Genomic DNA, 25,499 nt, shown 5'->3' on the forward strand with positions numbered 1-25,499 from the left:
CTTTTGTATGGGGCAAACTTTGGTCCTGCGGCAAACTGTGATAGTATTTCAATAGAGAGCTATGAACTCAGACTGTGTATAGAAAGAGGGATCTACTTGAGCGTTGATACGAATCAGGCGGTGAAGGCGGCGGAAGATGCCGCTGCCCGTCAGGAGCAGGAACTGATACTTGCAGCGATTGCGAAGGAGCTGAGCATCAGTCTGAAGCAGGTAAGAACTACGGTGGGGCTGCTCGATGAGGGCAACACCATTCCGTTCATCGCCAGATACCGCAAGGAAATGACCGGGGAGCTGGACGAGAACGTCCTCCGCGATGTCGAAGAACGGCTCGGATATCTGCGTAACCTCGGCGACCGTAAGAAGGATGTGATCCGCAGCATCGAGGAGCAGGGCAAGCTTACTCCTGAGCTGCAGGCGAGTATCATGAAAGCTGTGAAGCTGCAGGAAGTGGAGGATCTGTACCGTCCGTTCAAGCAGAAGCGCAAGACACGGGCCAGTGTCGCCAAGGAGCGGGGACTCGAACCGCTGGCGGATTGGGTCATGGAGCAGAGGCGCCAAGGAGTTCCGCTGGAAGAGGCTGCGAAGTATATCGATGCGGACAAGGGCGTAGAGAGTGCCGAGCTGGCGCTGCAAGGGGCGATGGACATCATTGCCGAGAATATTGCCGATGATCCGGCTATCCGTTCCTGGGTGCGCCAGTATACAGCGAGTCAGGGGATTCTGGTCTCCGAGGCCAAGGATGCCCAGCAGGAAAGTGTATACGAGAATTATTATGCATACCGGGAGCCTGTGCACCGGATGCCGCCGCACCGTATTCTCGCGATCAACCGCGGGGAGCGGGAGAATATCCTCAAGGTCGGCATCGAGGTGGTGCCGGACAAGATTCATGCGTTCATTATCCGCAAGCTGGTGAAGGGGCCTTCTCCGGTCAAGGAGCTGCTGGAGGCAGTGACCGAGGATGCCTACAAGCGGCTGATTGCGCCTTCCGTTGAGCGCGAGGTGCGCGGGGAGATGACAGAGAAGGGGGAGACGCAGGCGATCTCCATCTTCTCAGGTAATCTGCGCAGCCTGCTGCTGCAGCCGCCGGTGAAGGGACGCCATGTTCTGGGCGTCGACCCGGCCTACCGCACCGGCTGCAAGCTGGCCGTCGTGGACGATACCGGCAAGCTGCTGGAGGTGGCGGTCACGTATCCGACGCCGCCGAACAACAAGAAGCGCGAGGCGGCGGCCAAGTTCAAGGAGCTGATCGCCAAATATGGCATCCAGCTCATTGTAATCGGCAACGGCACCGGCTCGCGGGAGACGGAGCAGTTCACGGCCGAGGTGATTGCCGAGGTCGGCGACCCTGAGCTGGCCTACCTGATCGTTAACGAGGCAGGGGCCAGTGTGTATTCGGCCTCCAAGCTGGCGCAGGAGGAGTTCCCGGATCTGGATGTGGCGGAGCGCAGCGCCGCCTCCATCGCCCGCCGCGTGCAGGACCCGCTCGCGGAGCTGGTCAAGATCGATCCGAAGGCCATCGGTGTCGGGCAGTACCAGCATGATGTGTCGCAGAAGCATCTGGAAGAGAGCCTGAGGGGCGTCGTGGAGTCGGCGGTTAACCATGTCGGTGTCGACGTGAATACCGCTTCGGCCTCGCTGCTCTCCTATGTGGCAGGAGTGAATACGACGATTGCCAAGAATATTGTGAAGTTCCGCGAGGAGAACGGCAAGTTCACTACGCGTAAGGCACTGCAGAAGGTGCCGCGCCTGGGCGCGAAATCCTACGAGCAGTGCATCGGCTTCCTGCGTATCCCCGGAGGGGACAATACGCTGGACCGCACGCCGATCCACCCGGAGTCTTACGCGGTGGTGGATAAGTTGTTCCGCGAGCTGGGGCTGGATGTGAAGCAGCTCGGCAGCAAGGAGGTTGCAGAGCAGCTAAGCGCTCAGGATGCGGAAGAGCTGGCGGTGAAGCTGGAAGTGGGCGTGCCTACGCTGCGCGACATCCTGGAGAGTCTTCAGCGTCCGGGCCGCGACCCGCGTGAGGAGCTGCCACTGCCTATCTTCCGCAAGGATGTGCTGAAGATGGAAGACCTGCTGCCCGGCATGGAGATGCAGGGCACGGTACGCAACGTAATCGACTTCGGAGCCTTCGTCGATATCGGGATCAAGAACGACGGGCTGGTTCATATCTCCCAGCTTAGCGGCAGCTATGTGAAGCACCCGATGGATGTGGTCTCCGTCGGCGACAATGTTACCGTATGGGTACTCGGCGTGGATGTGAAGAAGGGCCGCGTCAGCCTGACGATGCGCCAGCCGCGTGAGGCGGCGGGCAGCGGGGAGTAGAAGTAGAGACTTTACGGACTCAGCGGACCTTATTTGGCTGAAATCGGCGTTTTGCGGACCGTTGTGGACTCAGGAGCCGTTAATGCAGGCTTCGAAGCCTGTAAGTAGGTCTCACAGCCTCATTAGCGTCTTCTGAGTCCGTTTAGGGTGACAAAAGGGGCTTTTCAAGCAAATAACGGCCTCCTGGTCCGCAAAGACCGGAGGCTCAAAAATCAAGCTGTGCTTTCCTTCAGCAGGATGGCACAGTTTTTTTGCGAAATGGAGCTGATATGGCAGCGCTTGGGGCGGTGTACGAGCACAAAGAGCGCACCAGACCGGATATCCGGCGGTGCGCTCTTTGTGATGCATCTAGTTAGGCGGAGGCTGCTACTTTGTGACTCTGGAAGCAGCCGAGGTTGCCGAGCCAGGTGCAGCTTGTGCTACTGCGGTATAGCCTTCCGGCAGATAGGTGACGGCGGTGCCTGCCGAGATGACCTGGGGGTTCATGGAACCGGGCTTCGGTGAGGTTACCTTGAAGTAGATCACTGCGGTTTTGTCAGCGCCGAACTCAATCCGCTCAATGACCAGGCCATATCCCGGGTTCGGCAGATTGGATACGGTCACCGTAGCTTTGTTGACACCAGCGGCGGCTTTGTCCAGTGTAACAGCGGCATCATAGGTGCTTGACGGAGCTGAAATGTTCTCATCCATCATAATCACTTCCTTCACGAATTTGGCGGCATCGTAGACCAGGACGGCAGCTTCTGCACGGGTCACCGGCTCGTTCGGACGGAAGGTATTGTTCTTCTCCAGCATGACCAGTCCGGTGTTGATCAGAATCTGCAGACTGTTCATCTCCGCAGCGGATAGCTTGCCGCCGTCCGTAATGTTGGCATACATCTCCGTATACGCGAAGTCCCCTTTGTTCTGAAGCGCCTGAAGCAGCAATTGTGCGAACTGGACCCGTGTCATCACAGCATTAGGGTCAATAGACCGCTCCAGCGGCAAGCCGCTTTCTTTGGCCTTCAGGAATGCGGAGGCATACCAGGCGGTGTTTTTTACATTGTCAAAATAATCGCTGGCCTTCTTGCCGGAGGGGAGCTGCGGAGCAAGCTTCAGGCCGCTTACCATGAACTGCACGCCTTGCGCATACGTAAGGCTGGACTTTGGCGCGAACTTGTCGCTGGTCACTCCGTTAAGGATGCCCTCCTGATGAAGGGCATTGATTTTGGCTTCGGCCGCATGGCCCTTCAGATCCGAGAAAGCGGAAGCCGGTGACCCGATAGCTAAGGTTGCCGCCAGAATGCTGCAAGCCAGCGAGATTTTGGCCGTGTGCATCCGGGTTAATGTATTCTTCATTATACCTCACCTCTTATCCTCATAGATGGGATTCAGGAGCAAAAGGTTGCAGCCAATCACTCCATAGCTGGAATTATTATTCTCTATCCCGCCAGCGGTGATTCCCCGTTGTCCAAAACAATTCATCATGTGTCAATTTTCACCTACCGGAAGTCGAATCTTCGCCTGAATTCAGCTGCTATTGCAGTCAAAAAGGTCAATATACGATGATTAAAAGGTAATATACGGTGAGACAGGGTGCAGAAGAAAAATTATAATAATGATAACGCTTTCGTGAATATGGCGACGAAGGAATGGCTTGTATTACCGATCATTTATGAATTCCTACTAAGGGGGTAAGTCAAATGAGAAAAAAGAGTATTCTAGCCTTGGTGCTGGCAGGCTGTCTGGCAGGACTATCACTCGCAGGCTGCAGCAGTAAGGGGAACAGCTCAGATGTGGGGAATGACAGCAGCAACACGCCGGAGGGGAAAACAAAGCTGAAGGCGATTATCGTGAAGCATTCACTGACCAAAGATGTCACGCAAATGAAATGGCTCGCTGAAATAGAGGAGAAGGCGAATGTCGAAATTGAATGGCAGCAAATCTCTGCGGACTGGGATCAGAAGAAGAGTGCCCTGTTTGCCAGCGGCGAAATCCCGGATCTGCTGTTCAATGCGACCTCAAATTCCGATTTTGTGCAATTCAACGGATTATTCGAGGATCTGGGTCCGTTGATTGAGAAGGACGCTCCTAATATTCAAAAGATGTTCAGCGAGCACCCGGAATTGAAAACGCTTGCTACACAGATTGACGGGAAGCTCTACGGCACTCCGCGTTATAAGGGCATCTGGCCCGGCTCCACTGCCTCGATGTTCATTAACAAAACCTGGCTCGACAATCTCGGCCTTCAGGTGCCTACGACCTGGGATGAGCTAGAAACTGTGCTGCTTGCCTTCCGCGATGGCGACCCGAATCAGAACGGGGACAAGACGGATGAGATTCCGATGGACTTCAACCCGATTGGCTGGGACTTCACGCCGAAGCTGCTGCTGGGCAGCCTGGGGCTGCCTCTGTCCAACGGAGCGAGCGACGGCTATTTTACAGAAGGGGCACAGGTTAAGAATTTCTATGTAGATGAACGGTTCAAGACGCTCATGCAATTCCTGCAGAAGCTGTACAGCCAGAATCTGATCAGCAAGGAAGTGGTCACGCAGGATTACTCCAAATATCAGTCCGTTGCCCGCGGGAATGGAACTACGGCTAAGGTCGGATTCACCTGGGGCTGGGAGACAGGGGACCGCTTCGGCAACGAGTTGAAGGATCAATATGTTACCCTGCCGCAGCTGAAGCAGCATGCAGATTCTACGAATGAGCTGTACTGGAGCAATGACTACTACTACCAGAATTACGGCTCTAATGCGGTGTCGGTCAGTGCCCGCTCCAAGAATAAGGAAGCTGCGATGCGGTTCATTGATGCTTTTTATGAGCCGGTTGTCAGCTTGCAGGTTCTGTTCGGCGGGATGAATGACACGGATAAGGGAATCAAGGATAACGGGGATGGCACGTATGCGATTCTTCCTCCGGCGGATGCATCCCTCGACCCGGGCTCGTGGAAATGGACGAATTCGTTCGCCGATAACGGCCCGATGTACATTGCTGATGCACTGAAGGACAAGGTGACGCTTGGGTCCGATATGCAGAATGTGCTGAAGGAGAAGGCCGTCTATGATGAGCTGCTGAACAAGGCGGACGAGAAGAGCAATGTCTATCCGCAGAACTTCATGAAATACAGCACGGAGGACACTAACACCCTGGCCATGAATCAGGCGAACGTCAATAATATCACGGATCAAAAGTGGGCGAACTGGCTGACCACCAAGGTTGACATTGAGAAGGAGTGGGCGGCGTATGTAGCCTCAGTCAATAGCTCCGGTCTTGAACAGAACCTGCAAATCCGCCAAAAGGCTTATGACGAATACCTCTCGACCTTGAAATAGTGGACTCGAATGGAAGGGGCGCTCCCAAATGAAACCAGCACAGACCACGGTGCCGCATCAGACGCTGCGCGGGAACGGATGGCTTCGTAAGCAGGCGGGGCATTATCAGCTATGGCTGATGGTGCTTCCTGCGGTCATTTATATCGCCATTTTCTGTTATGGTCCGATGTACGGTATCCAGCTTGCTTTTCGTGAATTTGATTTCAGCAAAGGACTGACGGGCGGGGAATGGGCCGGACTCAAATATTTCGAGCAGTACTTCAACAGCCCGATGTTCTGGCCTACGCTGCGAAATACGTTTATTATTGCCTTTTTCTCCATCCTGCTGGGCTTCCCGATGCCGATCCTGCTGGCGCTGGTGGTCAACTCGATCCGCAGTAACAGACGCAAGCGTATCCTGCAGACTACGGTGTATATGCCTTACTTCATTTCCACCGTTGTACTGGTCGCACTATTGCAGATTATGCTGTCTCCTACCACCGGTCTGATTGACGGCTTCCTGAAGGCGCTGCACCTGATCCCTGCGGATACGAATCTCATTGGTGACCCCGGCGCCTTCGTCCCGGTGTATGTCATCTCTGCCATTTGGCAGGCCTGCGGCTGGAACAGTATTATCTTCATCGCCGCCCTGTCCTCGGTGGATGCACAGCAATATGACGCCGCCCGGATTGACGGGGCTAACCGCTGGCAGACTGTATGGCATGTCGAGATTCCGGCGATCCTGCCTACGATTATTATTTTATTGATTATGAATATGGGCAGCATACTCAGTGTAGGCTTCGAGAAGACTTTTCTGATGCAAAATAGTCTCAACAAGCCCGTCTCGGAGGTCATCTCCACATATGTCTTCAATGTGGGCGTGAAATCCAACCAGTTCAGCTTCGGTTCAGCAGTCGGACTATTCAATACCCTGATCAACTTCACGTTCCTGATGCTGGCGAATGCACTGGCCAAAAAAACTTCAAAAATAAGTCTGATGTAAGGAGGAAATGGGATGTCAAACAGTCAAGCCGCTCATTCGCAAAAGATACAGCATTCGGGCGGTATCGCAGACAGGCTGTATACGCTGGTGGTTGCGGTTATAAGCATCGCAGCGTTCATTATGGTCGCGTACCCGCTGTATTTCATCATCATAGCTTCCGTCAGCAATTCTACCATGGTGAATCAGGGGCAGGTTATTCTATGGCCCAAGGACATTAACCTGTACGGCTATGAGCAGATATTCAAGGACACCCGGATCTGGCAGGGGTATAAAAATACAATTATCTACACGGTGCTGGGCACGCTGCTCAATCTGCTGGTCACGCTCCCTGCGGCGTATGCCTTGTCCCAGCGGAAATTCCGGGCACGCAGGTTCATTATGCCGCTGTTCGTGATCACGATGTATTTTGGCGGGGGAATGATTCCCACCTATCTGCTGATCCGTGACCTGAATCTGCTGAATACGCCTTGGGTAATGATTGTGAACGGCGCCATTAGTGTATACAATCTGATTATTACAAGGACCTTCTTCGAGACCGCTATACCGGAGGAGCTGCAAGAAGCGGCTACCCTGGATGGCTGCTCGCATTTCCGCTACTTCATCTCGGTGGTGGTTCCGCTGTCCAAGGCGGTGATCTCCGTCATCACGCTCTACTATGTGGTGGGTCACTGGAACGACTTCTTCAACGCTCTGCTCTATATCAATACGGATAGCTTACAGCCGCTGCAGATCGTCCTGCGCAATATTCTGTTATCCAATCAGGCGTTTGCGGGCGGAGCCGGATCAGGTGCCGGGGCCGGTGCGGGCAGCTATGCCCAGCAGTTCGCGGATCAGATCAAATATGCGGTCATTATCGTATCGACGGTGCCGGTGCTGATTATCTATCCGTTTATCCAGAAGTACTTCGAGAAGGGTGTAATGATCGGTGCAGTGAAGGGCTGAGTGCATAGCTGACGCTGCGGCAGTATCCGGTGGGCCGGGAGGGAGGGAACCTCAGTGAAAAAAAGTCTTGAACTGCTCGATTCCATCGGCGAACCCGTATCTCAGGATATGAAGGAAAAGCTTATTCATGGCAGCAGACAATTCCGTATGAGCGTGCATGTAACCAAGGTAGCTAAGGTGAATAATCTGGTGCTGTACTCCCACTGGCATGAGGAGCTGGAGCTGCTGTTCATGATTAAGGGTACGGCCAAGTTCCATGTGGGACAGGAGAAGCTGGTCGTCCAGAGCGGAGAGGCGGTCTTCATTCAGCCCAATATGCTGCATTCGGCGATCCGCGTGGATCAGGAGGAGATTATTTTCTGCGCGGTGCTGGTGCACTTCAATTTCCTCTCCAGCCTGGAGAGAGACAAGATTCAGCAGCAGTTTGTATCCCCGCTCTTCCTCGACAACCGGCGTTATCCGCTGCTGATCGGGCGGGAGCTGGAGGAGAAGCTGCGGCTTATCCCACTGCTGGAGGAGGTGCGTGATCTCTATCAGCAGGAGTCGCACGGCTATGAGATGCTGATTAAGGCCAGGCTGTTCGAGGTGCTGTACCGGCTGGAAAAGTGTGCGGCTGAGCATCCGCGGGCAGGACTGCCGGGGCAGTCCCGGGGCGGCAACAGCTCGATGCTGGCCAAAAAAACGCTAGCCTACGTCCAGCAGAACTACAGCAAGCGGATCACGCTCTCCGATATGGCTCAACAGGTCAATATGAGCCCGTCGTACTTTTGCCGCTTCATGAAGAAGCAGTTCGACCTGTCGCCGATGGACTTCCTGAACGAATACCGGATCTCGGAGGCGGTCAGCCTGCTGGAGACCACGGATAAGAAGATCATGGAGATCTCCGGCATAACCGGCTTCAGCAATGTGAACCGGTTCACGGAGATGTTCAAGAAGACCTACGGCTGCCGGCCAATGGATTACCGGAACCGGCTGCGGCAGAGTAAGTAGGCGTACAACAAGAAGAAGCTGTGCCAAAAGCCATGAAAAGGCTCCTTGGGACAGCTCTTTATTGCGGAGTAGGATCAACGTGGGCACTTGGGTGGACGCTCCGCGAACGAAACGTTGTTCCAATCGCTGTGCTCTCCAGATTTTTTTCATTCCCCTATTCGGTGAAAATCCGGAGACCAAGGCGACCGCTGACGCTTTTACACAATCGTTCCGTTCTCTCCACTGTTTAAGCGGTATACGAAATACCCAACCCTAATAGACAGAAAGCAGCGATTCTCCAATAACGGAAGAATCGCTGCTTTTGTAAAGTTTTTGAGGGATTTATCTACCTCTAGATAGAGAGTACGTAGAAAATCTTACTTCGCTGGAGCCGATGGCTCAAGCCAGCGCGAATCCATTACAGGCTCAGCGGTTGCGGTGTAGCCTTCAGGCAGGTAAGTGGATACCGTGCCTTTGGTAATGACTTGCGGATACATTTTATCCGGGTCAGGCAGGGTTACCTTGAAATAAATTACGGCTTTGGTGGCGCTGGTGAATTCGATACGCTCTACTGTCAGGCCGTAACCGGGGTTAGGCAGATTGTCAACGGTGATGGTGGCTTTGTTGACGCCTTCCGCGGCTTTGTCCAGGACTACATCGGAGACGTAATTGTTAGCCGGAACCGGCTCCGGCTCAGAAGGCTCATTGCCCGGATTGTTCGGCGTAATCACCCGGTCGGCGAATTCAGCGGCATCATGGATCATGACAGCGGCTTCAGCGCGGGTAATCGCATCGGACGGACGGAATTTTCCGTTATCCAGTGTGAGCACCTTCGTATTCAGCAGCACCTGCAGGCTGTAATTCACCTCTGGAGTAAGCTTATCGCCATCCTCAATCATGAAGAACATTTTAGTTACAGGGAAATTACCCTTGCTCTGCAAGGCTTGGGTCAACAGATGGGCGAATTCTGCCCGGGTCATCGGTGCATTCGGGTTGATATCCTTTGCCAGTGTCAGGCCACTCTGCTTCGCAAGGGCGAAGGAGGAGGCGTACCAGGCATTATCTTTTACATTGTCAAAAAGCTGGCTGGCCTTAGTACTGCTGTCGGAACCGGCTTTCGGTGCAAGCGCCAACCCTTTTACAAGAAACTGAACGGCTTGCGCATTCGTCACTTTGGCATTGGGGGCAAACAGGTCGTTCGTAATTCCGTTAATTACACCAGTGCTATGCAGTGCATTGATCTTGGTTTCGGCTGGATTTCCCTTGAGGTCCGAAAAGGCAAATGCGGACGCTCCGAAGGATAAACTGGCAGCCAGGATTCCGCACGCGATGCTCATTTTTTTTGCGTGCTTCGTTAGATTAGTTGGTTTCATTGTGCATCACCTCTATATACTCAGATGGTTCTTTACGGCGAAAAGTTGCAGTTGTCCGAAAAATAATATTTAAAAACTTAGGACAACGGGATAAACCGGGTGGACCACAGGTACAATTTATTTTGCGGATCGGTAAATCCTCTTTTATTCTGATCCAGGGCTGCGATTCTCTTCATCTCTTCATCGGACAGGGAGAAATCAAACAGCTCCAGATTCTGTTTCAGCCTTGCAGGTGTAACCGACTTCGGAATCACAGCGATACCCCGCTCAAGGTTCCACCTCAAGATAACTTGCGCCGCTGTCTTATCATATTTGGCTGCCATTTCGGTGAGTACAGGGTGGGCAAGCATCTCCTGGCTACCGTGTCCAAAAGGGCTCCACGCGACATGCTGGATACCGTGTCCCCTCATATAGTCATGAAGCGGCCCTTGCTGGAGCAGCAGGTTCGTCTGGATTTGATTCACTGCGGGGACAATCGTCCCCTGCTTCATGACCTTGTCCAGATGCTCCGGCTCAAAATTGGACACCCCGATCGCCCGGATCTTGCCCTCCTTGTATAAAGACTCCATGATCTGCCAGCTTTCCAGATAGTGCTTGGCCGGCCAGTGGATCAGGTAGAGATCGACATAATCCGTTTGGAGCTTCTGCAAGCTTTCTTCAAAAGCTTTACGGGTCTTTCGCCCCAGGTCCGTGCTCCATACTTTGGTCGTAATAAAGAGCTCGCTACGATGTACACCTGATTTCTGAATAGCCCTAGCGATAAGCTCCTCGTTGCGGTAAGCTGCCGCCGTATCCAGATGCCGGTAACCGTTGCGGAGCGCCCATAGTAAAGCGTCTTCATGATTGTCTTTGATGTTATACACACCGAGACCCACCTTCGGCATCTGGACTCCGTTATTCAAAACGAAATGTTCCATTTCGCATCTTCCTTTCCTTCTAAGTTCAGATAACAATCCCTCTTGGTGAACGATTATAGCATAAGAAGGCAACGAATCATCATTGGGAAAGAAAATCGAGAAGGATGTACTTCGTAGGATTTTGAAGGGGAAATATAGTTCTGCAGACGGCTGATTGTATTTCCTGCAATAGAAAACTCATATTTGACCGTGAAATGTGATTCTATTGTATTTCGTACAGTAGAATGTTGCATTTTGGGCGAAAGATGGCCTTTGTTCAACATTCTGTTGTATTAAATACAATAGAATCTATTTGGAAGCCTTTTTTACAGCATTCTATTGTACAAACTACAGTTGCTACCGTTCCAGCGTAGTCGCATGCTGATGGTACGGTGCCGCCATTATGTTACCAGCGATATGCTCAAGTGTATTCTGTACAACTAAATCGTCCACTGTAGCGTCTAATTTCCATTTAGTTGTAAAACATACACTTAAGTAAAAAAGAAGCGGAGGGGAAGTTTGGAACTGGATTATCACACAATGCCAAACTTTTAAATTGTTCATTTTTCGAATAAGAAACTATGATATTTTTCCTTTTTAATCCCATAAAATACTATATTATAGGAAATGTAATCTTGGGGAAACAAGCTTATTTGAGAAGAATGGGATTGGAGAGAAGTTCATGCGTGTTGCGCTGGTGTGTTGTGCAGATTCCACAGAGCCTTGTGAGGATTGCAGGTTTAAGAGTGTTCATTCTTTTTTTGCACAGGTGTACGGTTGTAAGGTATTACATTTCAAGGAGCTTGAGGCGCTGGTCGATATTGTGAAGGAAGGTCTCCGGCTCGATGGTGTGGTGATCAGCACCCCTAACTTCAACCCGGGCTTCATTCACACGATGCAGTACCTGCAGGAGATGCTTACGCTGAGAATATTCTTCATTGTAGAGGAGATAAGCGCGCACGGTACCCCTGTCCCCTTTCCTTCCAATCATATGTACATCAGCAGCTTTGAGCGTTACGGCTTCCAGGAGGAATTGTTCAGCCGGTTGCGCTGCTGGTTCGACGAAGGACTGGGCCTCCCCGCACACCACACCAGACACATCAAGGATATCGCCCTTCATCTGCACTCCAAATCCCTGAAGGTCGGAGAATTCGTCATTGAGCTTACCTGTAAAGAGTTCGAACTCCTGGAGCTGCTGCTGGAATGCCAAGGCCAGTACATCCCCACCGAGCAGATTCTGCACCAGCTGTGGGACAGGTATACCTCCCCTGAGATTGTGAGGCAGTACGTATACAAGCTGAGGCACAAAATCGAGATCATCTCCGGACGAAGCGACATCATCCTGTTTCGCCGGGGGATCGGATATTCGGTGAACCCATTGATCTGACAGAATTCTGTCAGGTCTTTTTTTATAACTGTAAATTAACGCAAGCTTAACAGCCGGGTTATGTCCCCTTCCGGGCTTAGGCGTTACGATGTCATTAATACGAATGGGGAGGCAGATGAAGTGGCAACGATTCAGAACAGTATCTGGATTCATGCAGACCGGATCACCGTATTTGAGCGGACGAATGATATTGCGCACTGGACAGATTTATTCACGGAATACAAGGAGACGCGGGTGCTGGAGCAAGGGGACGCCTACATCCGGTTTGAGCTGACGACACATCCCGAGGGGAACCGGCCTTCGCGCACATGGGAATCGGAACGCTGGCTGGACCGGCCGAACTTCCGGATTACGGCCAGACGCCTTGCGCCGCTGCTGCCGTTCAAGCATATGAATCTGGAATGGCTCTATGAGGAGAAGGACGAAGGGACATACATGACTTGGATTCAGGAATTCGAGGTAGATCCGGCAAGCGGGCTGACCGGGGAGCAGGTGGAAGCGCATCTGAACCGCACGACCAAGGAGCAGATGGCAGCGATCAAGCATAATATCGAGAAGCAAACGGTTCGGAGCTGAGGGCTTACATGGAGAAGGTAACGGGTAGAAGAGTCGTAATCACCGGAATGGGGCTGCTTACCCCGCTGGGGAATACGCCGGAGCAGTTCTGGAGGAACAGCCTGCAGGGCAAGGTAGGATATGACCGCTTGCAGGGCTATGAGCATATAGCGTTAAAAAGCCGTGTTACCGGCACAATACCGCAGTTCGAGCATTTGGGCCGGACAGCCGATGAAGCGCAGCGGGCAGGCATGGGGCGGCCGGGTATTCTGGCGGTCAACGCCGCGAGAAGGGCGGTTGCCGATGCGGGGATTGTGTTCACGAAGGAGCTGCGGGAGCGTTCCGGGGTCTGCATCGCCAATGCGATTGCCGATACCCCGTTCTCGGAGCAAACCTTCCTGCGGATGACGGAGGGCGGGCAGGGGCCGATTGATCATGGACTCTGTCAGGAGGATTTGTACCGCAAGGGCATGTTTTCTTATATTGCCTTCGAAGTGGCGCATGAGTTCGGACTTCAGGGGGAGGCGCTGGTCATGTCTACGGGCTGCACGGGCGGCATTGATGCGGCCGGTTATGGATATGAGTCGATTACAGCCGGGGAACATGACGTAATGATCTGCGGCGCAGCGGAAGCACCGGTCAGCTCCATGACCATTTCCTCCTTCGATGCCATTGGTGCGTTGACCTCTAAGTTCAACGATGATCCGCAGCGGGCTTCGCGGCCGTTTGAGAAGAACCGCAGCGGCTTTGTTCTCAGTGAGGGCTGTGCTGTTGTGGTGCTGGAGGAGCTGGAGCATGCGCTCCGGCGGCAGGCGCCGATCTATGGCGAGGTGACCGGATTCGCAAGTACGAATAACGCTTTTCATATGACCGATCTGCCGCAGGACGGGGAGGCGCTTAGTCTGACGATGAACGAGGCGCTGGGCCACGCGGGCCTGACAGCGGAGGACATTCAATATATCAACGCGCATGGAAGCTCGACTCCGCAGAATGATGCTTTTGAGACCGCCGCTTATAAAAGAACGTTCGGAGAGCTCGCCTACTCCATCCCGATCAGCTCCACGAAATCGATGGTAGGCCATCCGCTCTCAGCAGCGAGTGCCATTGAGATTGTACACTGCCTGCTGGCCTTGAACGAGGGATATATCCCGCCAACCGCGAATCTGGACGAGCCGGACCCGGCCTGTGATTTGAACTATGTACCGAAGCATGCGATACAGCGCGACCTGTACCATATTCTGACCAATGCCAGCGGATTCTCCGGCATTCACTCCGCCATGATCCTGGCAGCGAACGAATACAGTAATCAGGCGGGCAAGCTTCAGACTGAACAATGGATGTGCAGCCTATGAAGAATACAGTATTCGTAACCGGAGTAGGAATGGTGGGGCCGTGCGGGAATAGTGCCGGGGCCTTCTGGGAGGGACTCCTGAGCGGCCGCAATTATATGACTCCGCTCCAGCTTGAGCATACAACCGGAGCGGCCCCTCCCTTCGCGGGACAAGTCAGCGGGATGGAGCCGGAGCGGGTCATCTCGAAACGTCTGCTCAAGAAATGCTCCCGCTTCTCTGTGATGTCGATCCTGGCTGCGAAGGATGCCATGGATGATGCGCACTGGGAGCTGGATCAGATGAGCCGCGAGCGGATCGGCATCTTCGTCGGCAACAATTCCGGGGGCTGGGAGAGTGCCAGAAATGGCCTGCGTGTCCTGCACACCGAGGGGGCGCCCTTCATTGATCCGAATCTGGCGAGCAACTGGTTCCCGGCGGCGGCACAAGGGCACATGTCCCTCGCCTTCGGCATCAAAGGCTACAGCAAGACTGTGATCGCCGACCGGAGCAGCGGTCTGCTCGCCATTGCCTATGCGGCCAGAGCCATCCGCAGCGGGATCATCGATGCGGCCATCGTGGGCGGAGCCGAGACGCCGCTTGATCCGTGGGCGTTGTCCTTCTATAACACGGAGGGGCTGCTGAATCTGAAGGCGGATCGCCCGCAGACGGCATACCAGCCATTTGTGGAGTCGCGGAGCGGGATGACCCTGGCTGAAGGAGCCGCGTTCCTCTGCCTTGAATCGGAGCGCAGCCTTCAGAAGCGCGAGGCCTCCCGCCGGGTGAGGGCAAGCATCCAGGGCTTCGGTTTTACCAACGACGGTCAGGCCGCAGCCCCGCCTGAGGAGAGTGTAGCGCAGTGTGCCAGGGCGATCCGGCTGGCGGTCGGGCATTCGGAGACGCAGCCGGAGAGAATCGGCTATCTGTCGCTGGACGGGGCGGCCTCTGCCCGGGAAGACGGAATTGAATGCTCGGCCATTCAGGAGGTGTTCGGCAGCAGCGCAGCAGATAAGTGGGCGGGCTGCCCTAAGACCGTCTTCGGCAACACGATTGGAGCGGCAGGGGCGTTCGATGTCGCACTGAGCGTGCTGGCCATGAATCACGGGGAGCTGCCCGGTCTTCCGTATCTGGCGGAAGCGGTGCAGGACAATGGCTTGAACTTCGTTCCGGGGATCAGCAGCCGGACCGCTGTGGAGTCTTCGCTGATTATATCCAGAGGAAGGGGTGGTGTCTCTTCGGCACTGGTTGTGAACAAGGAAGAGCTCTGAACCGTAAATTGTTAAGCAAGAAGCGTAAGGCCTATTAACTCTAACGGGAGGGTGTATCTAATGGTATTCGAGAAGGTAAAAGCGATCATTGAGGATATTGGCATTGAGGAAGAAATTACGGAATCATCGCGGCTCTATGACGATCTGGCGTTGGATTCTACAGAGCTGGCGCTGGTCTCTACAGCACTATCCAAGGCTTTCGGCATCTTCATTGAGAGCCGGGTGCTCAAGACTTATTCTGTAGCGCAAGTGATGGAAGCCGTTGCCTTGAAGGCATGATCAGAGGAATCGGCATGGATCTGGTCAGCATCAGCTTCGTGGAGCAGATGCTGGCCAAGTGCGGTGAACTCTTCATCCAGCAGTACTATTCATTGGAAGAAAGGGAACTGTTCGCCTGTAAAAAAAGACATGCGGAACAGTTCCTGGCCGGCAGATTCGCCGCTAAAGAAGCGCTGCTGAAGGCCATCGGCACCGGAATGAACTGTGAGCTGGACTGGAATGAGCTGGAGTTCCTGAGCCTTCCCAGCGGCCAGCCCTATCTGGTCCGCAGCCGAAGACTGGAGTCTTATATACAGCAGCAGGAGAGCATCCACGTAAGCATTAGTCATCACGGTGATTATGCTGCTGCATTCATCATTATTGAGAGCAGTCAATGACTGTGAGGAGGACGAATCACATGAGCAACAACAAAATATTCACACTACTCGCCATCAACATTCTGCTTGTATTCTCTATTATGGTCAGCATCTTCCCAATCGCACCCCTGATCAGCAGTGATCTCGGCATGACCTCCGGCGAGATTGGAACCATAGCGGGTATTGCCTCGCTGGTGATGACCTTTCTGTCCATTCCGTCTGGTGTCTTCGCAGACAGGTACGGGCGGAAGAAGATTATTATCGCCTCCATGGCATTATCGGCAGTGGCTGTATTTATGGTGGCTGCATCCCACGGAGTGCTGCTGTTCACGGCTGGATGGCTGCTGTTCGGCTTCGCCAGAGGGTTCGTGTCCACGCCGATCTTCGCGGTGGTGATGGATGTGTGCAAGCCCGAGGAGCGGGGCCGGGCGATGGGTATTGTGTCCGGGGCGATTGGCGCCGGTTCGGTGCTGGGGTATGTGCTTAGCGGGCTGCTGAGTAATTATTTCGGCTGGCATACCTCCTTCGCGGTGCTGGCTTCACTGCTGCTGCTGTCTACGCTAGTTACCACAGTGCTGCTGCGGGAGACCGGAGTCAAGAATACAAGCCGGAGCATCGGGCAAGCCTTCAAAAGCTCCTTCAAATGGCTGGGCGTCCGCGAAATTCTGCTGGCAGGCATTGTGGGAACCCTGTGCTTCATGGTAGGTGTCTTCACTACCTTCCTGGTGCCGTTTGCGGCTAAGGAACAGGATATCTCGCTGGTGCTGCTCAGCCTGCTGTTCATTCCGTATGAAGCAGTAGCCTCGTTCGGGGCGGTCTTCATCGGCTGGATCTCGGATAAGGTAGGCAGACATGCGCCCCTGATCTGGGCCCAATCGATCTGCGTGGGAGCGCTCGTGCTGCTGTATGCGCTGGACTTCAACCCCTGGCTGCTGACCTTCGGCTATGCGCTGATCGGGCTTACGGAAGGGCCGATTATTACCCTGGTCAACACGATTATTACGGATAAGGTAATCAAGATTAATCCGATGGAAATGGGTGCGGCCTTAGGAACCTTCCGGACCCTTCAGGGAGTCGGGATTGCATTGGGGTCTACGCTGGGCGGATTCTTCTACAGCCGGATCGGAACGCATCCCAGCTATCTGGTGGCCGCCGGACTCATGGTGCTGACAATTCTGATCTCGCTGAGTCTGGGCAAAAAGGAAAAAGCAGGTGTCACCGAATATAAATCTGCGGGATAAGGGGTGCAGTATGAATCAGGTGAAAGTGAATACAGTGGTCCATATGGAGGAGGTGCCGGTGGTTCATGCCAGAGGCGGGCAGATGCGTGTGCTGGCGAGTCCGGTGACTGTCGGGTCCACCCAGCTGATCATGGGCCATGTTCTGCTTCAGCCGGGAGAAGAGATCAAGGAGCATCTTCATGATTACGGCGAAGAGAATGTCTTCGTGATCCGGGGCCGGGGAACGGCGGTCATCGAGGATATTCCGCATGCCATCCGGGAGAACAGCCTGTTCATTGCGCGGAAGGGTGAGCGGCACCGGGTCGTCAATGAGGGTCCGGGCGAGATGGAACTGGTCTTCGCCACGGCGCCGCTGGCCCCGAGGCCGGAGATTGGGCACAGAGAGGTCTAGCCTCCCGGCCTTGCAATACCAATTCTAAGCAAAGTGGTGAGAAGACGAACGTGAAGAGCGATCTTGTAATTGTAGATACTCATGCCCATTTCGCCGTCAAGGAGAACAAAAGCCTGGAGCTTAGTCTGGCCGGGGCCGGGACGGTCCCGGATTACAAGAAGCAGAAGGGCTTCGATGACTTGCAGTATCTGAAGAAGATGGTGGGGGCCACGCAGGACGGCTTCGTCGATGACAACAATCTGCTGGAGGATTACCTGAACTGTATGGCCGAGAACCAGATTGCCATGAGCTGGGTGCATCAGCTCAGCTTCGAGGATGTCTACGGCTATGAGGTGCTGTCCAATGAGAAAATCGCCGAGGCGGTCCGCGCCCACCCCGACAAGCTGCGCGGCTTCGCCAGCGTCAATCCCTACAAAGGGAAGGAGGCGCTGGCGGAGCTGGATTATGCCATTAAGACACTGGGCATGCAGGGCTTCAAGCTGAACCCCAATGATTACGGGGGCTTCGTCCTGAATGACCGGGAGCTGCTGTACCCGCTGTATGAACGGTGCAGCGAGCTGGGAATTCCGGTCAGCGTGCATACCGGGATTACGCCGGGCAGTATTTTTCGGATGAAGCATAACTACCCGATTCTGCTCGATGATGTGGCGGTGGATTTTCCCGACCTGACCTTGATTGTGGAGCATATGGGCCATCCCTGGAATGACCTCTGCTATTACATGGTCGGCCGGCACGATAATATGTATGTGACCATCACGGCGGTAGCCAATATCCTGATCCACAATAACCCGAAGGTATTCCGGATGGAGCTGGCCAAGATGATCTCGGTCTGCGGCAGCCACAAGATCCTCTGGGGCTCGGATTGGACGGTCACCCCGAACATCGCCGAGGTGCTGAATTACATGCAAAAGGTAGTGATTCCGCTGCCCATGAAGCTGATGATGGGGGTGAAGGAGATCAAGCGGGAGGATGTCCAGAACATCCTGGGGCGTAACGCACTCAGAATTATGAAGTAGGTGAGGACATGACAGTTCAGTTCATTGATTTAAGTGTGCCGATGGAGCAGAATCCGGGCGAGCTGGCCCCGTACGGGTTCGAGCAGACCGGACATCAGGAGGGGGCAGACCGCTTTGCCCGCCAATTCGACGGGAGCCGGAAGGACTTTCCGGGCGAAGAGTTCCTGAACATGGAGATGATCACCGCGTCCACGCATACCGGGACCCACTTCGATGCCCCCCTGCACTTCGGCTCCACGAGCGAGGGAGAACCGGCAGCGTCCATTGACGAGGTCCCGCTGGAATGGTGCTTTGGCGACGGGGTGGTACTGGATTTCACCCATAAGCAAGCAGGAGAATCCATCGGGCAACAGGATATTGAACAGGCGCTTGAGCGGATCGGGTATACACTGAAGCCGCTGGATATTGTGCTGATCCGTACAGGTGCGGACCGGCACTGGGGAACCCCCCGGTATCTCACGGATTATCCGGGCATGAGCAGGGAGGCTACAGCATTCCTGACCGGGCAAGGCATCCGGCTGATGGGCATCGACAGCTACGGGTTCGACCGTCCGTTCAAGCATATGATCAGCGATTATAAGCGGACCGGGGATAACGCCTATCTGTTCCCCGCCCATTTCTGGGGACGGGAACAGACCTATTGCCACATGGAACGGCTGGCGAATCTGGACCGGATTCCGGTGGCGTACGGGTTCAAGATCGCTTGTTTTCCGATCAAGATCAGGCAGGCCGGTGCGGCCTGGGTACGGGCAGTAGCCATTATTGAGTAGTACATCACAAGTTAAGTGAAACGAATCACATATCGATCACATATTCCATGAGGAGGAAATACGGATGAATTATGAATTTGAACTTAAGGTGACAGGCGTTAAAGGGCATTGCCGGGCAGGGCATAAGGAAGGGGATGTCATGAAGGTCTCCCCGCTGAACGCTGGCAATCTGTGCGGAACGGCATTTCATGCGGTCTTCCCGATGCTGCTGGCGCTGAACATGGATGCGAAGCTGCCGTGGGACCCGGAAGGCAATATTGTACACTCGGCTTGCCCGGATATGCGCAACCAGATGACCATGGAGATCCGCCGTATTCCGGTGGAGCCATCGGAAGATTCCCCATATGCGGGCCGGATGCTGCAATCCAAATGAAGGGGGAGCGCACCATATGAGCAGAGCGAAGCAATATGTTGAATTGTTCAAGGAGAGAGATTCGATCTGTGTCTCGCATTATCCTGTGCCTGTCTCTCAGCACGAAGAATCTGAAGTAAGGTCGCTGATGGAGCTGGAGCAGGTGAATACCAAGGATACGCCGGTGGCTCTATATCTGCATATTCCCTTTTGCGATGCCACCTGCTCGTTCTGCCCGTTCAACCGTTATCTGAAGCGGCAGGATCAGGTGGACCGCTACCTGGCTGCTGTCCGGCAGGAGATTGACAGGTATGCGGGAACGCCGTTTGGCAGCAGCATTACCGTCTCCTCCATTAATCTCGGCGGCGGAACGCCCTCCTGCCTGTCCTCGGAAGAGCTGACCGGCGTCCTGCAATACATCAAGCAGGCCTTCCGCGTGGAAGAGGATGCGATGATCTTCATCGAAGGCAACCCGCGGAATTTCACGGCTGACAAGCTGGAGGCCTTGGCCTTGCAGGGCTTGAACCGGATAAGCGTGGGGGTGCAGACCTTCCAGGAAGAGCTTGCCGAAGTGCTGGGGCTGTACCACAGTGTCGAGGATTCATTCGCGTTAGTGAAGAATGCGCGTAACAGCGGCATTGAGAATGTTGGCATTGACCTGATGTACAATCTGCCGGGCCAGACGCTGGATCAATGGCGGGCGGATATTCTCACCTCCATCGAGCAGGACATTGATCATATCTGCGTGATTTCCTTCTGTGTGGTGCCGCATACGCAGATCGCCTCGCGTATAGCGGACGGGAAGATTCCGGGCATAGGGGATGTCTACCGGGAGATTGAGCTGTATACCATCGCCAAGGAGATGCTGCTGGAAGCCGGATATGAGCAGTACAGCGTGATTGATTTCGCCAAGCCGGGCAAGACGGACCGCCACGCCACCCTATACTTCTCGGAGCAGGCGCATATGATCGGCATTGGCGCGGCTGCTTTTGGCATCATTAACGGCTATATGTATATCAACAGCGGCAATCTGAATGAATATATGACCCGCGTGCAGGACGGGCTGCTCCCGGTCAATTGCGGGGAGAAGGCCGATGAGCGGGAGCTGGCGCACGGGGCCATGGCCAAGGGCCTGCGGATGCTGTCCGTTAACCGTGCCGGGTTCGTGAAGATGTTCGGGAAAGAGCCGGAGGAGCTGTTCCCGGAGACGATCGAACGTCTGGTGCAGGACGGGCTGCTGATTCAGGATGCGGAAGGGATTCGGCTGACGGAGGACGGTATTATATGGGGCAACAATGTGAGCAAGCAATTTTTCTCCGCCAAATATGCGGATTATGGGCTTCAACACCGGATGAAGCTGGCCAAGGGACGCCCGGTGCAATCGGTACAATCGGTACAATCATAAGGAGGGTATAGCTGATGAGCGAGATGTTGATGAGAGTTAATCCGCAGGTGGGGAACGCTTTTGAGAGCATGTGCAAGTCGATTGAGGACACGGGGACACTTGACCCCAAGGTGCGGGAATTGATCCGGCTGGCTTGCGTGGTTACAGACCGTTCTGCCTATGGCATCCGGCTGCATGCAATGAAGGCTTATGAGCTAGGGGCGAGCGCGGAGGAAGTGACGGAGACGGTGATGAATTGTCTGCCTGTGGCAGGTATTGAGGCGGTCTCTTCCGGTCTGGCTGCGGCCTTGTCGGCAGTGGAAGCTAAGCGGGGTGTTCATCATGTCGGTTAAGACCACGGCCTACGAACGCTTCTACAACGTCTATCCTCATAGAGATCCAATCTGTGTGTCTCACTATCCGAACCCTGTGACCGAGGTTGCCCCCGCTGATATTTATGGAACGATGGGCCTTGGCGGCCAGCCTCCGGCGGATAATGTGGGCGCAGTCTATGTGCATGTTCCCTTCTGCGCTTCGGTCTGCATCTTCTGTCCTTTCAATAAGATGGCCTATCAGGAAAAGCAGGTCGAGCAGTACATGGAGGCCGTCAAGGCCGAAATCGGCATCTACGCCTCTTCCCCGTATGGTTCGCAGTCCACGATCAGTGCGGTGACGTTCGGGGGCGGTACGCCTTCGGCTCTGTCGGCTGAACGGATGGTCGAGATGCTGAAGAGCGTCCAGGCGAGTTACCGGGTGACGCCGGATGCGCAGATCTCTTTTGAAGGCAGCCCGGCAACCTTGACACTGGAGAAAATGCAGGCTATCCGCGCCCAGGGGGCGAACCGGATCAGCATCGGCATCCAGACCTTCAACGATAAGATGGGGCATCATCTGCGGATGAGCCATGATTCCCGGCGGGCCTTCGAGGTGCTGGAGGAAGCGAAGGAAGCGGGCTTCGAGAATATCGGCATTGATCTGATGTACAACCTGCCTGAGCAGACGATGGAGGAATGGCTGGAGGATGTCCGCACAGCGGTGCGGCTCGGCATCGACCATATCACGGTATTTTCACTGTGTGTAGTACCTTTTACTGCCCTGTTCAAAATGATCAAGGAAGGCAAGATTCCGCCTACCGGCAGTGTCGAGCTGGAAGTGGATATGTATCTGGAAGCCAAGCGGCTGCTCCAGGAAGAAGGCTATGTCCAGTACAGCGTATGGGATTTCGCCAAGCCGGGCTTCGAGGACCGGCATGTTCTCTTGTACTATACCCAGCAGAAGGATCTGTTCGCACACGGTCCGGCGGCCTTCGGGTACGTCAACAAGCTGATGTATATCAACCAGGGGGATATCCAGGAGTACAGCGACCGGCTCCAGCAGCAGTTCCTGTCCGTCTTCATTGCCAGTCAGGCTGATGATTTGGAAGCGATGCACGGGATGATGGCCAAGGGTCTGCGGATGCTGTCGGTGAAGCGGAAGGATTTCGCCGGAATGTTCGGATATCAGCCGGAAGAGGTCTTCGGTCAGACGATCGATGATCTGGTAGCCAAAGGCCTGCTGGAAACGGATGAGCATGAGATCCGCCTGTCGGACAGAGGGATTGTCTGGGGCAACAACGTCTGCAAGGAATTCTTCTCGGAAGCGAACCAGCAGACCTTCGAGAGCCGTGTGAAGCTGGCACGCGGACAAAAGCCGGCTGAGGCTGCCGGAGAGGAGCTGAAGGGATGAAGCTGTCTGTCGGTACCAACTTCGATGACCGGTTGCCCATCTTGCTGAAGGATTCGCATGTGGATGTCTTCTACGGTAAGCTATCCTCTGATCTGGTGGGCGGCGGGAGACCGACCTTCGCGCTGCCAACGATTGACCGGGCGAGGGTGGAAGAGCATGTGAAGCTCCTTCATGCCTATGGCTTCAAATTCAATTATCTGCTGAATGCCACTTGTCTGGATAACCTGGAGACCACAAAGGACTTCCATTACCGCCTGCGCGAGCTGCTGGAATGGATCGGCACGCTGCAGCCGGAATATGTGACTGTATCCCTCCCGATGCTGATTGATATGGTGCGCACCGCGCTGCCCGATGTGAAGATCAGCCTGTCCACCTTCGCCAATGTGAATACGCTGCGGCAGGCACAGTATTTCGAGGAAAAGGGTGTCAGCGAGATTACTCTGCCCGAGAGCCGCAACCGCGACTTCGCCTTCCTGGAGAGCCTGCGCAAGAATACCCGCTGTGAGTATCAGCTCATTGCGACCAATGACTGTATGCTGGATTGCCCGATGCGCCACAATCATGCGAACTTCCAGAGCCATGCCTCGCAGTGCAATCATGTAACGGAGGGCTTCGCGCTGGATTATTATATGCTGCGCTGTACGGAGCGCAAGCTCCAGCATCCCGAGGAGCTGCTGAAGTCGCAGTGGATTCGCCCGGAGGATATGCATATCTATGAGGAGCTGGGCTATCACAAGTTCAAGCTGACCGAGCGGATGAAGACCACGGAGAAGATTGCGGCTACCGCGCAGTCCTATTCGCAGCGGAAGTATCAGGGGAACCTGCTGAGCCTGCTTAATTCGCGGATGGCAGAGGCTGACTTCGAAATGCCCAACTTCTCGAAGAATATCAAGGAGGAGTTCGCTCCGTCCGAGAAAATGAGACAGGTCTACCGCCTGCTGTTCAGCTTCCAGGCCAGCATCGACAACGAGAGCCTGGAAGGCTTCCTGGAGGGCTTCCGCTCGAAGCGCTGCGACCGGATGGATTGTGACAAATGCGGCTACTGTGCCGAATGGGCCAGCCGGACGGTGTCCATGGCGAAGCCCGGGGACGAGGCGCTGAAGGAATTCGAGCAGCTGTTCGCGGCGCTGGCTTCGGGAAGCTTCTTCGATTCGGCGGCCGGAGGAATGAAGGTGGCCTGGAGCGCGGAAGGCGAGAGTCTGTTCGACGCGGTCATCGGGCGCAAGCCGGAATTCATCCGTGATATGGCGAGACCTGAGATTCGCAAGAAAGCCGAGGAGCTGGCCGCAGCGCGCGGAAGCGCCCAGGTCGTAAGACATGATGTCGCCAAGGCGAACGTGCTGTGTACCCCGGCTGACTTCCGGATGTTCGCGCTCAGCGATCTGCGGTCGCTGGGCTTCGATACGGCTGAGCTGGACTTAGAGGAGGCGGCCGGATGAAGAAGATCATCGGGCTCGCCGGGTCCATGAAGAAGCGCCACAGCTCCAGTGAATACCTGCTCTCTGTTGCGCTTGAAGCCGCAGCGGAGCAGGGGGTGCAGACGGAGCTGCTGCGGCTGAATGATTACAACATTCTGCCCTGTGACGGCTGCGGCAATTGCATGAACGGCAAGCACTGCCACTTGCTGAAGGACCCGGAGGACCAGTTGACGGAGCTGTACGACAAGCTGAAGGAGGCGGACGGCTTCGTCTTCGCCTCTCCGGTCTATGCGCTCTCGCTTCCGGCCGTCTGGAAGAACTGGATCGACCGCTGCGAGCCGTGCAGCGACGAGGATCTGGACTTCGAGTACTACAATTATGACCGGGTAGCCGGGGTGAAGGGCAAGGCGTTCAAGGGTAAGGTCGCCGGACAGATTGTTGTCGCAGCGGGACCGGGGCATGAATGGGCGCTGGCCTCGCTGATGCCCTGCTTCACGGCGATCAAGCTGTCGATGATTGCCAGCGCGGGCATCAGCCTGATTGAATATGACGGCCAGCCGGGTATCCGCAAGCGCTCCTGGAGCAAGCCGATTGAAGAAGCGGAAGAGGCGAAGATGATGGCCCGGGCGGTCGGGATGCGGGTGGCCTCCTCCTTGGGCTTCTCTTACTTCGATCTTCCCGGGCAGTCGGGGGCAGGGCGAGAGCAGGGAAGCGGGGGGCAGGATGCTATGGAGCCGAGCCAGGACCCTATGGAGCCGAGCCAGGAACGCGGGGTGCAGGCTGAAGTCTGGTCTGCCTTCACTGTGCAGGACGTCCGGGATGAGGAGGTTACGCTCGGTGATCTGGCTTCGATTCACCCGCGCATCTTCGTTATCGGCGATCAGCAGGCCAGCCTCCGCTGCGGGCCGCTGCTGGAACAGCTGGAGCAGCAGTTCGGCGGGAGCGCAGACTGTGCGCTGATTGCAAGAGTCGGGCAGCTGCCCCACTTCATCACGCATGAATTCGTGAAGGAGAAGACGAGCCAGACCGTTCCCGGCTTCATGCTCTACTATGACTGGGAGGATAAGCTGGCCTCACGCTGCACCCTGGCGCCTGGACAGCCGGCTATTCTGGTAGGCAGAAGCCCCGGGGAATGGCGGTTGTTTGCAGTCGATGAATCAGACGGCCGGGATATAGACCGGGTCGTGGACTATCTGGAGGAAGCTGTCGTATGAGCGGCCCGGCC

General features: G+C 55.0%; 24 protein-coding genes. 21 read left to right on the forward strand and 3 right to left on the reverse strand.

Annotation, left to right across the window (positions count from 1 at the left end):
- The first annotated feature begins 96 nt into the window (after positions 1-96).
- Complete coding sequence (locus NSS83_RS25815) at positions 97-2,325, forward strand: Tex family protein (RefSeq protein ID WP_341187234.1); 2,229 nt, start codon at positions 97-99, stop codon at positions 2,323-2,325.
- A 366-nt stretch (positions 2,326-2,691) separates the two neighbouring features.
- Here the strand turns inward: NSS83_RS25815 and NSS83_RS25820 are convergent, their stop codons facing one another.
- Positions 2,692-3,663, reverse strand: a complete 972-nt coding sequence (locus tag NSS83_RS25820; RefSeq protein WP_341187235.1) for an S-layer homology domain-containing protein — start codon at positions 3,661-3,663, stop codon at positions 2,692-2,694.
- 344 nt (positions 3,664-4,007) lie between these two features.
- Here NSS83_RS25820 and NSS83_RS25825 point away from each other — a divergent pair, with 344 nt between their 5' ends.
- The 4 genes from NSS83_RS25825 (at position 4,008) to NSS83_RS25840 (ending at position 8,556) form a co-directional block, all read left to right on the forward strand.
- Positions 4,008-5,642, forward strand: a complete 1,635-nt coding sequence (locus tag NSS83_RS25825; RefSeq protein WP_341187236.1) for an ABC transporter substrate-binding protein — start codon at positions 4,008-4,010, stop codon at positions 5,640-5,642.
- A 118-nt stretch (positions 5,643-5,760) separates the two neighbouring features.
- Positions 5,761-6,624: an ABC transporter permease subunit gene (locus NSS83_RS25830; protein WP_051493818.1), complete on the forward strand. Its 864-nt coding sequence runs from the start codon at positions 5,761-5,763 to the stop codon at positions 6,622-6,624.
- A 12-nt stretch (positions 6,625-6,636) separates the two neighbouring features.
- Complete coding sequence (locus NSS83_RS25835) at positions 6,637-7,566, forward strand: carbohydrate ABC transporter permease (protein WP_341187237.1); 930 nt, start codon at positions 6,637-6,639, stop codon at positions 7,564-7,566.
- A 54-nt stretch (positions 7,567-7,620) separates the two neighbouring features.
- Entirely contained in the window at positions 7,621-8,556 is a 936-nt protein-coding gene (locus NSS83_RS25840) for an AraC family transcriptional regulator (protein WP_341187238.1), read from the forward strand.
- A gap of 356 nt (positions 8,557-8,912) precedes the next feature.
- Here NSS83_RS25840 and NSS83_RS25845 read toward each other — a convergent pair whose 3' ends face one another.
- Together NSS83_RS25845 and NSS83_RS25850 are read right to left on the reverse strand one after the other, a co-directional pair.
- Positions 8,913-9,908 (reverse strand): S-layer homology domain-containing protein, encoded by a 996-nt coding sequence (locus NSS83_RS25845; protein WP_341187239.1) that lies wholly within the window; start codon positions 9,906-9,908, stop codon positions 8,913-8,915.
- 77 nt (positions 9,909-9,985) lie between these two features.
- Positions 9,986-10,825, reverse strand: a complete 840-nt coding sequence (locus tag NSS83_RS25850; RefSeq protein WP_341346790.1) for an aldo/keto reductase — start codon at positions 10,823-10,825, stop codon at positions 9,986-9,988.
- 661 nt (positions 10,826-11,486) lie between these two features.
- On the opposite strand from NSS83_RS25850, the gene NSS83_RS25855 reads away from it, so the two are divergent.
- The 16 genes from NSS83_RS25855 to NSS83_RS25930 all read left to right on the forward strand — a co-directional run bounded on the left by NSS83_RS25855 (position 11,487) and on the right by NSS83_RS25930 (position 25,488).
- Positions 11,487-12,191: a winged helix-turn-helix domain-containing protein gene (locus NSS83_RS25855; protein WP_341346791.1), complete on the forward strand. Its 705-nt coding sequence runs from the start codon at positions 11,487-11,489 to the stop codon at positions 12,189-12,191.
- Between the two features lie 120 nt (positions 12,192-12,311).
- Positions 12,312-12,767: an SRPBCC family protein gene (locus NSS83_RS25860; protein ID WP_340756364.1), complete on the forward strand. Its 456-nt coding sequence runs from the start codon at positions 12,312-12,314 to the stop codon at positions 12,765-12,767.
- An 8-nt stretch (positions 12,768-12,775) separates the two neighbouring features.
- Positions 12,776-14,098, forward strand: a complete 1,323-nt coding sequence (locus NSS83_RS25865) for a beta-ketoacyl-[acyl-carrier-protein] synthase family protein (RefSeq protein ID WP_341187242.1) — start codon at positions 12,776-12,778, stop codon at positions 14,096-14,098.
- Positions 14,095-15,342 (forward strand): beta-ketoacyl synthase N-terminal-like domain-containing protein, encoded by a 1,248-nt coding sequence (locus tag NSS83_RS25870; protein WP_341187243.1) that lies wholly within the window; start codon positions 14,095-14,097, stop codon positions 15,340-15,342. Before NSS83_RS25865 ends, NSS83_RS25870 begins: the two co-directional genes overlap by 4 nt.
- Before the next feature lie 60 nt (positions 15,343-15,402).
- Positions 15,403-15,621, forward strand: a complete 219-nt coding sequence (locus NSS83_RS25875; protein WP_341149271.1) for a phosphopantetheine-binding protein — start codon at positions 15,403-15,405, stop codon at positions 15,619-15,621.
- Entirely contained in the window at positions 15,618-15,998 is a 381-nt protein-coding gene (gene acpS / locus NSS83_RS25880) for a holo-ACP synthase (protein ID WP_341187244.1), read from the forward strand. The genes NSS83_RS25875 and acpS overlap by 4 nt, the downstream gene beginning before the upstream one ends.
- Positions 15,999-16,018: 20 nt before the next feature.
- Complete coding sequence (locus NSS83_RS25885; RefSeq protein WP_341187245.1) at positions 16,019-17,218, forward strand: MFS transporter; 1,200 nt, start codon at positions 16,019-16,021, stop codon at positions 17,216-17,218.
- Between the two features lie 10 nt (positions 17,219-17,228).
- Positions 17,229-17,609: a cupin domain-containing protein gene (locus NSS83_RS25890; RefSeq protein ID WP_036697305.1), complete on the forward strand. Its 381-nt coding sequence runs from the start codon at positions 17,229-17,231 to the stop codon at positions 17,607-17,609.
- A 50-nt stretch (positions 17,610-17,659) separates the two neighbouring features.
- Entirely contained in the window at positions 17,660-18,625 is a 966-nt protein-coding gene (locus NSS83_RS25895; RefSeq protein ID WP_076161951.1) for an amidohydrolase family protein, read from the forward strand.
- An 8-nt stretch (positions 18,626-18,633) separates the two neighbouring features.
- Complete coding sequence (locus NSS83_RS25900) at positions 18,634-19,395, forward strand: cyclase family protein (RefSeq protein WP_341346792.1); 762 nt, start codon at positions 18,634-18,636, stop codon at positions 19,393-19,395.
- Between the two features lie 64 nt (positions 19,396-19,459).
- Positions 19,460-19,768, forward strand: a complete 309-nt coding sequence (locus tag NSS83_RS25905; RefSeq protein WP_209878724.1) for a TIGR04076 family protein — start codon at positions 19,460-19,462, stop codon at positions 19,766-19,768.
- Positions 19,769-19,784: 16 nt separating this feature from the next.
- The gene (hemW, locus tag NSS83_RS25910; RefSeq protein WP_341346793.1) at positions 19,785-21,152 is read left to right on the forward strand and encodes a radical SAM family heme chaperone HemW; all 1,368 of its coding nucleotides are present in this window, start codon (positions 19,785-19,787) and stop codon (positions 21,150-21,152) included.
- A 14-nt stretch (positions 21,153-21,166) separates the two neighbouring features.
- Positions 21,167-21,484 carry a carboxymuconolactone decarboxylase family protein gene (locus NSS83_RS25915; RefSeq protein ID WP_341187250.1) on the forward strand — a complete coding sequence of 106 codons (318 nt, stop codon included), beginning with the start codon at positions 21,167-21,169 and terminating at the stop codon, positions 21,482-21,484.
- Positions 21,474-22,856, forward strand: coding sequence for a radical SAM family heme chaperone HemW (gene hemW, locus NSS83_RS25920; RefSeq protein ID WP_143804436.1), 1,383 nt, complete (start codon positions 21,474-21,476; stop codon positions 22,854-22,856). Before NSS83_RS25915 ends, hemW (NSS83_RS25920) begins: the two co-directional genes overlap by 11 nt.
- Positions 22,853-24,295 (forward strand): U32 family peptidase, encoded by a 1,443-nt coding sequence (locus NSS83_RS25925; RefSeq protein ID WP_341187251.1) that lies wholly within the window; start codon positions 22,853-22,855, stop codon positions 24,293-24,295. The genes hemW (NSS83_RS25920) and NSS83_RS25925 overlap by 4 nt, the downstream gene beginning before the upstream one ends.
- A complete protein-coding gene (locus NSS83_RS25930) occupies positions 24,292-25,488 on the forward strand; it encodes a flavodoxin family protein (protein ID WP_341346794.1) in 1,197 nt (398 codons plus the stop codon). Before NSS83_RS25925 ends, NSS83_RS25930 begins: the two co-directional genes overlap by 4 nt.
- Positions 25,489-25,499 lie beyond the last annotated feature (11 nt).

Origin of the sequence: Paenibacillus sp. FSL H3-0469 (assembly GCF_038051945.1) — a bacterium.
Lineage (GTDB): Bacteria > Bacillota > Bacilli > Paenibacillales > Paenibacillaceae > Paenibacillus_AQ.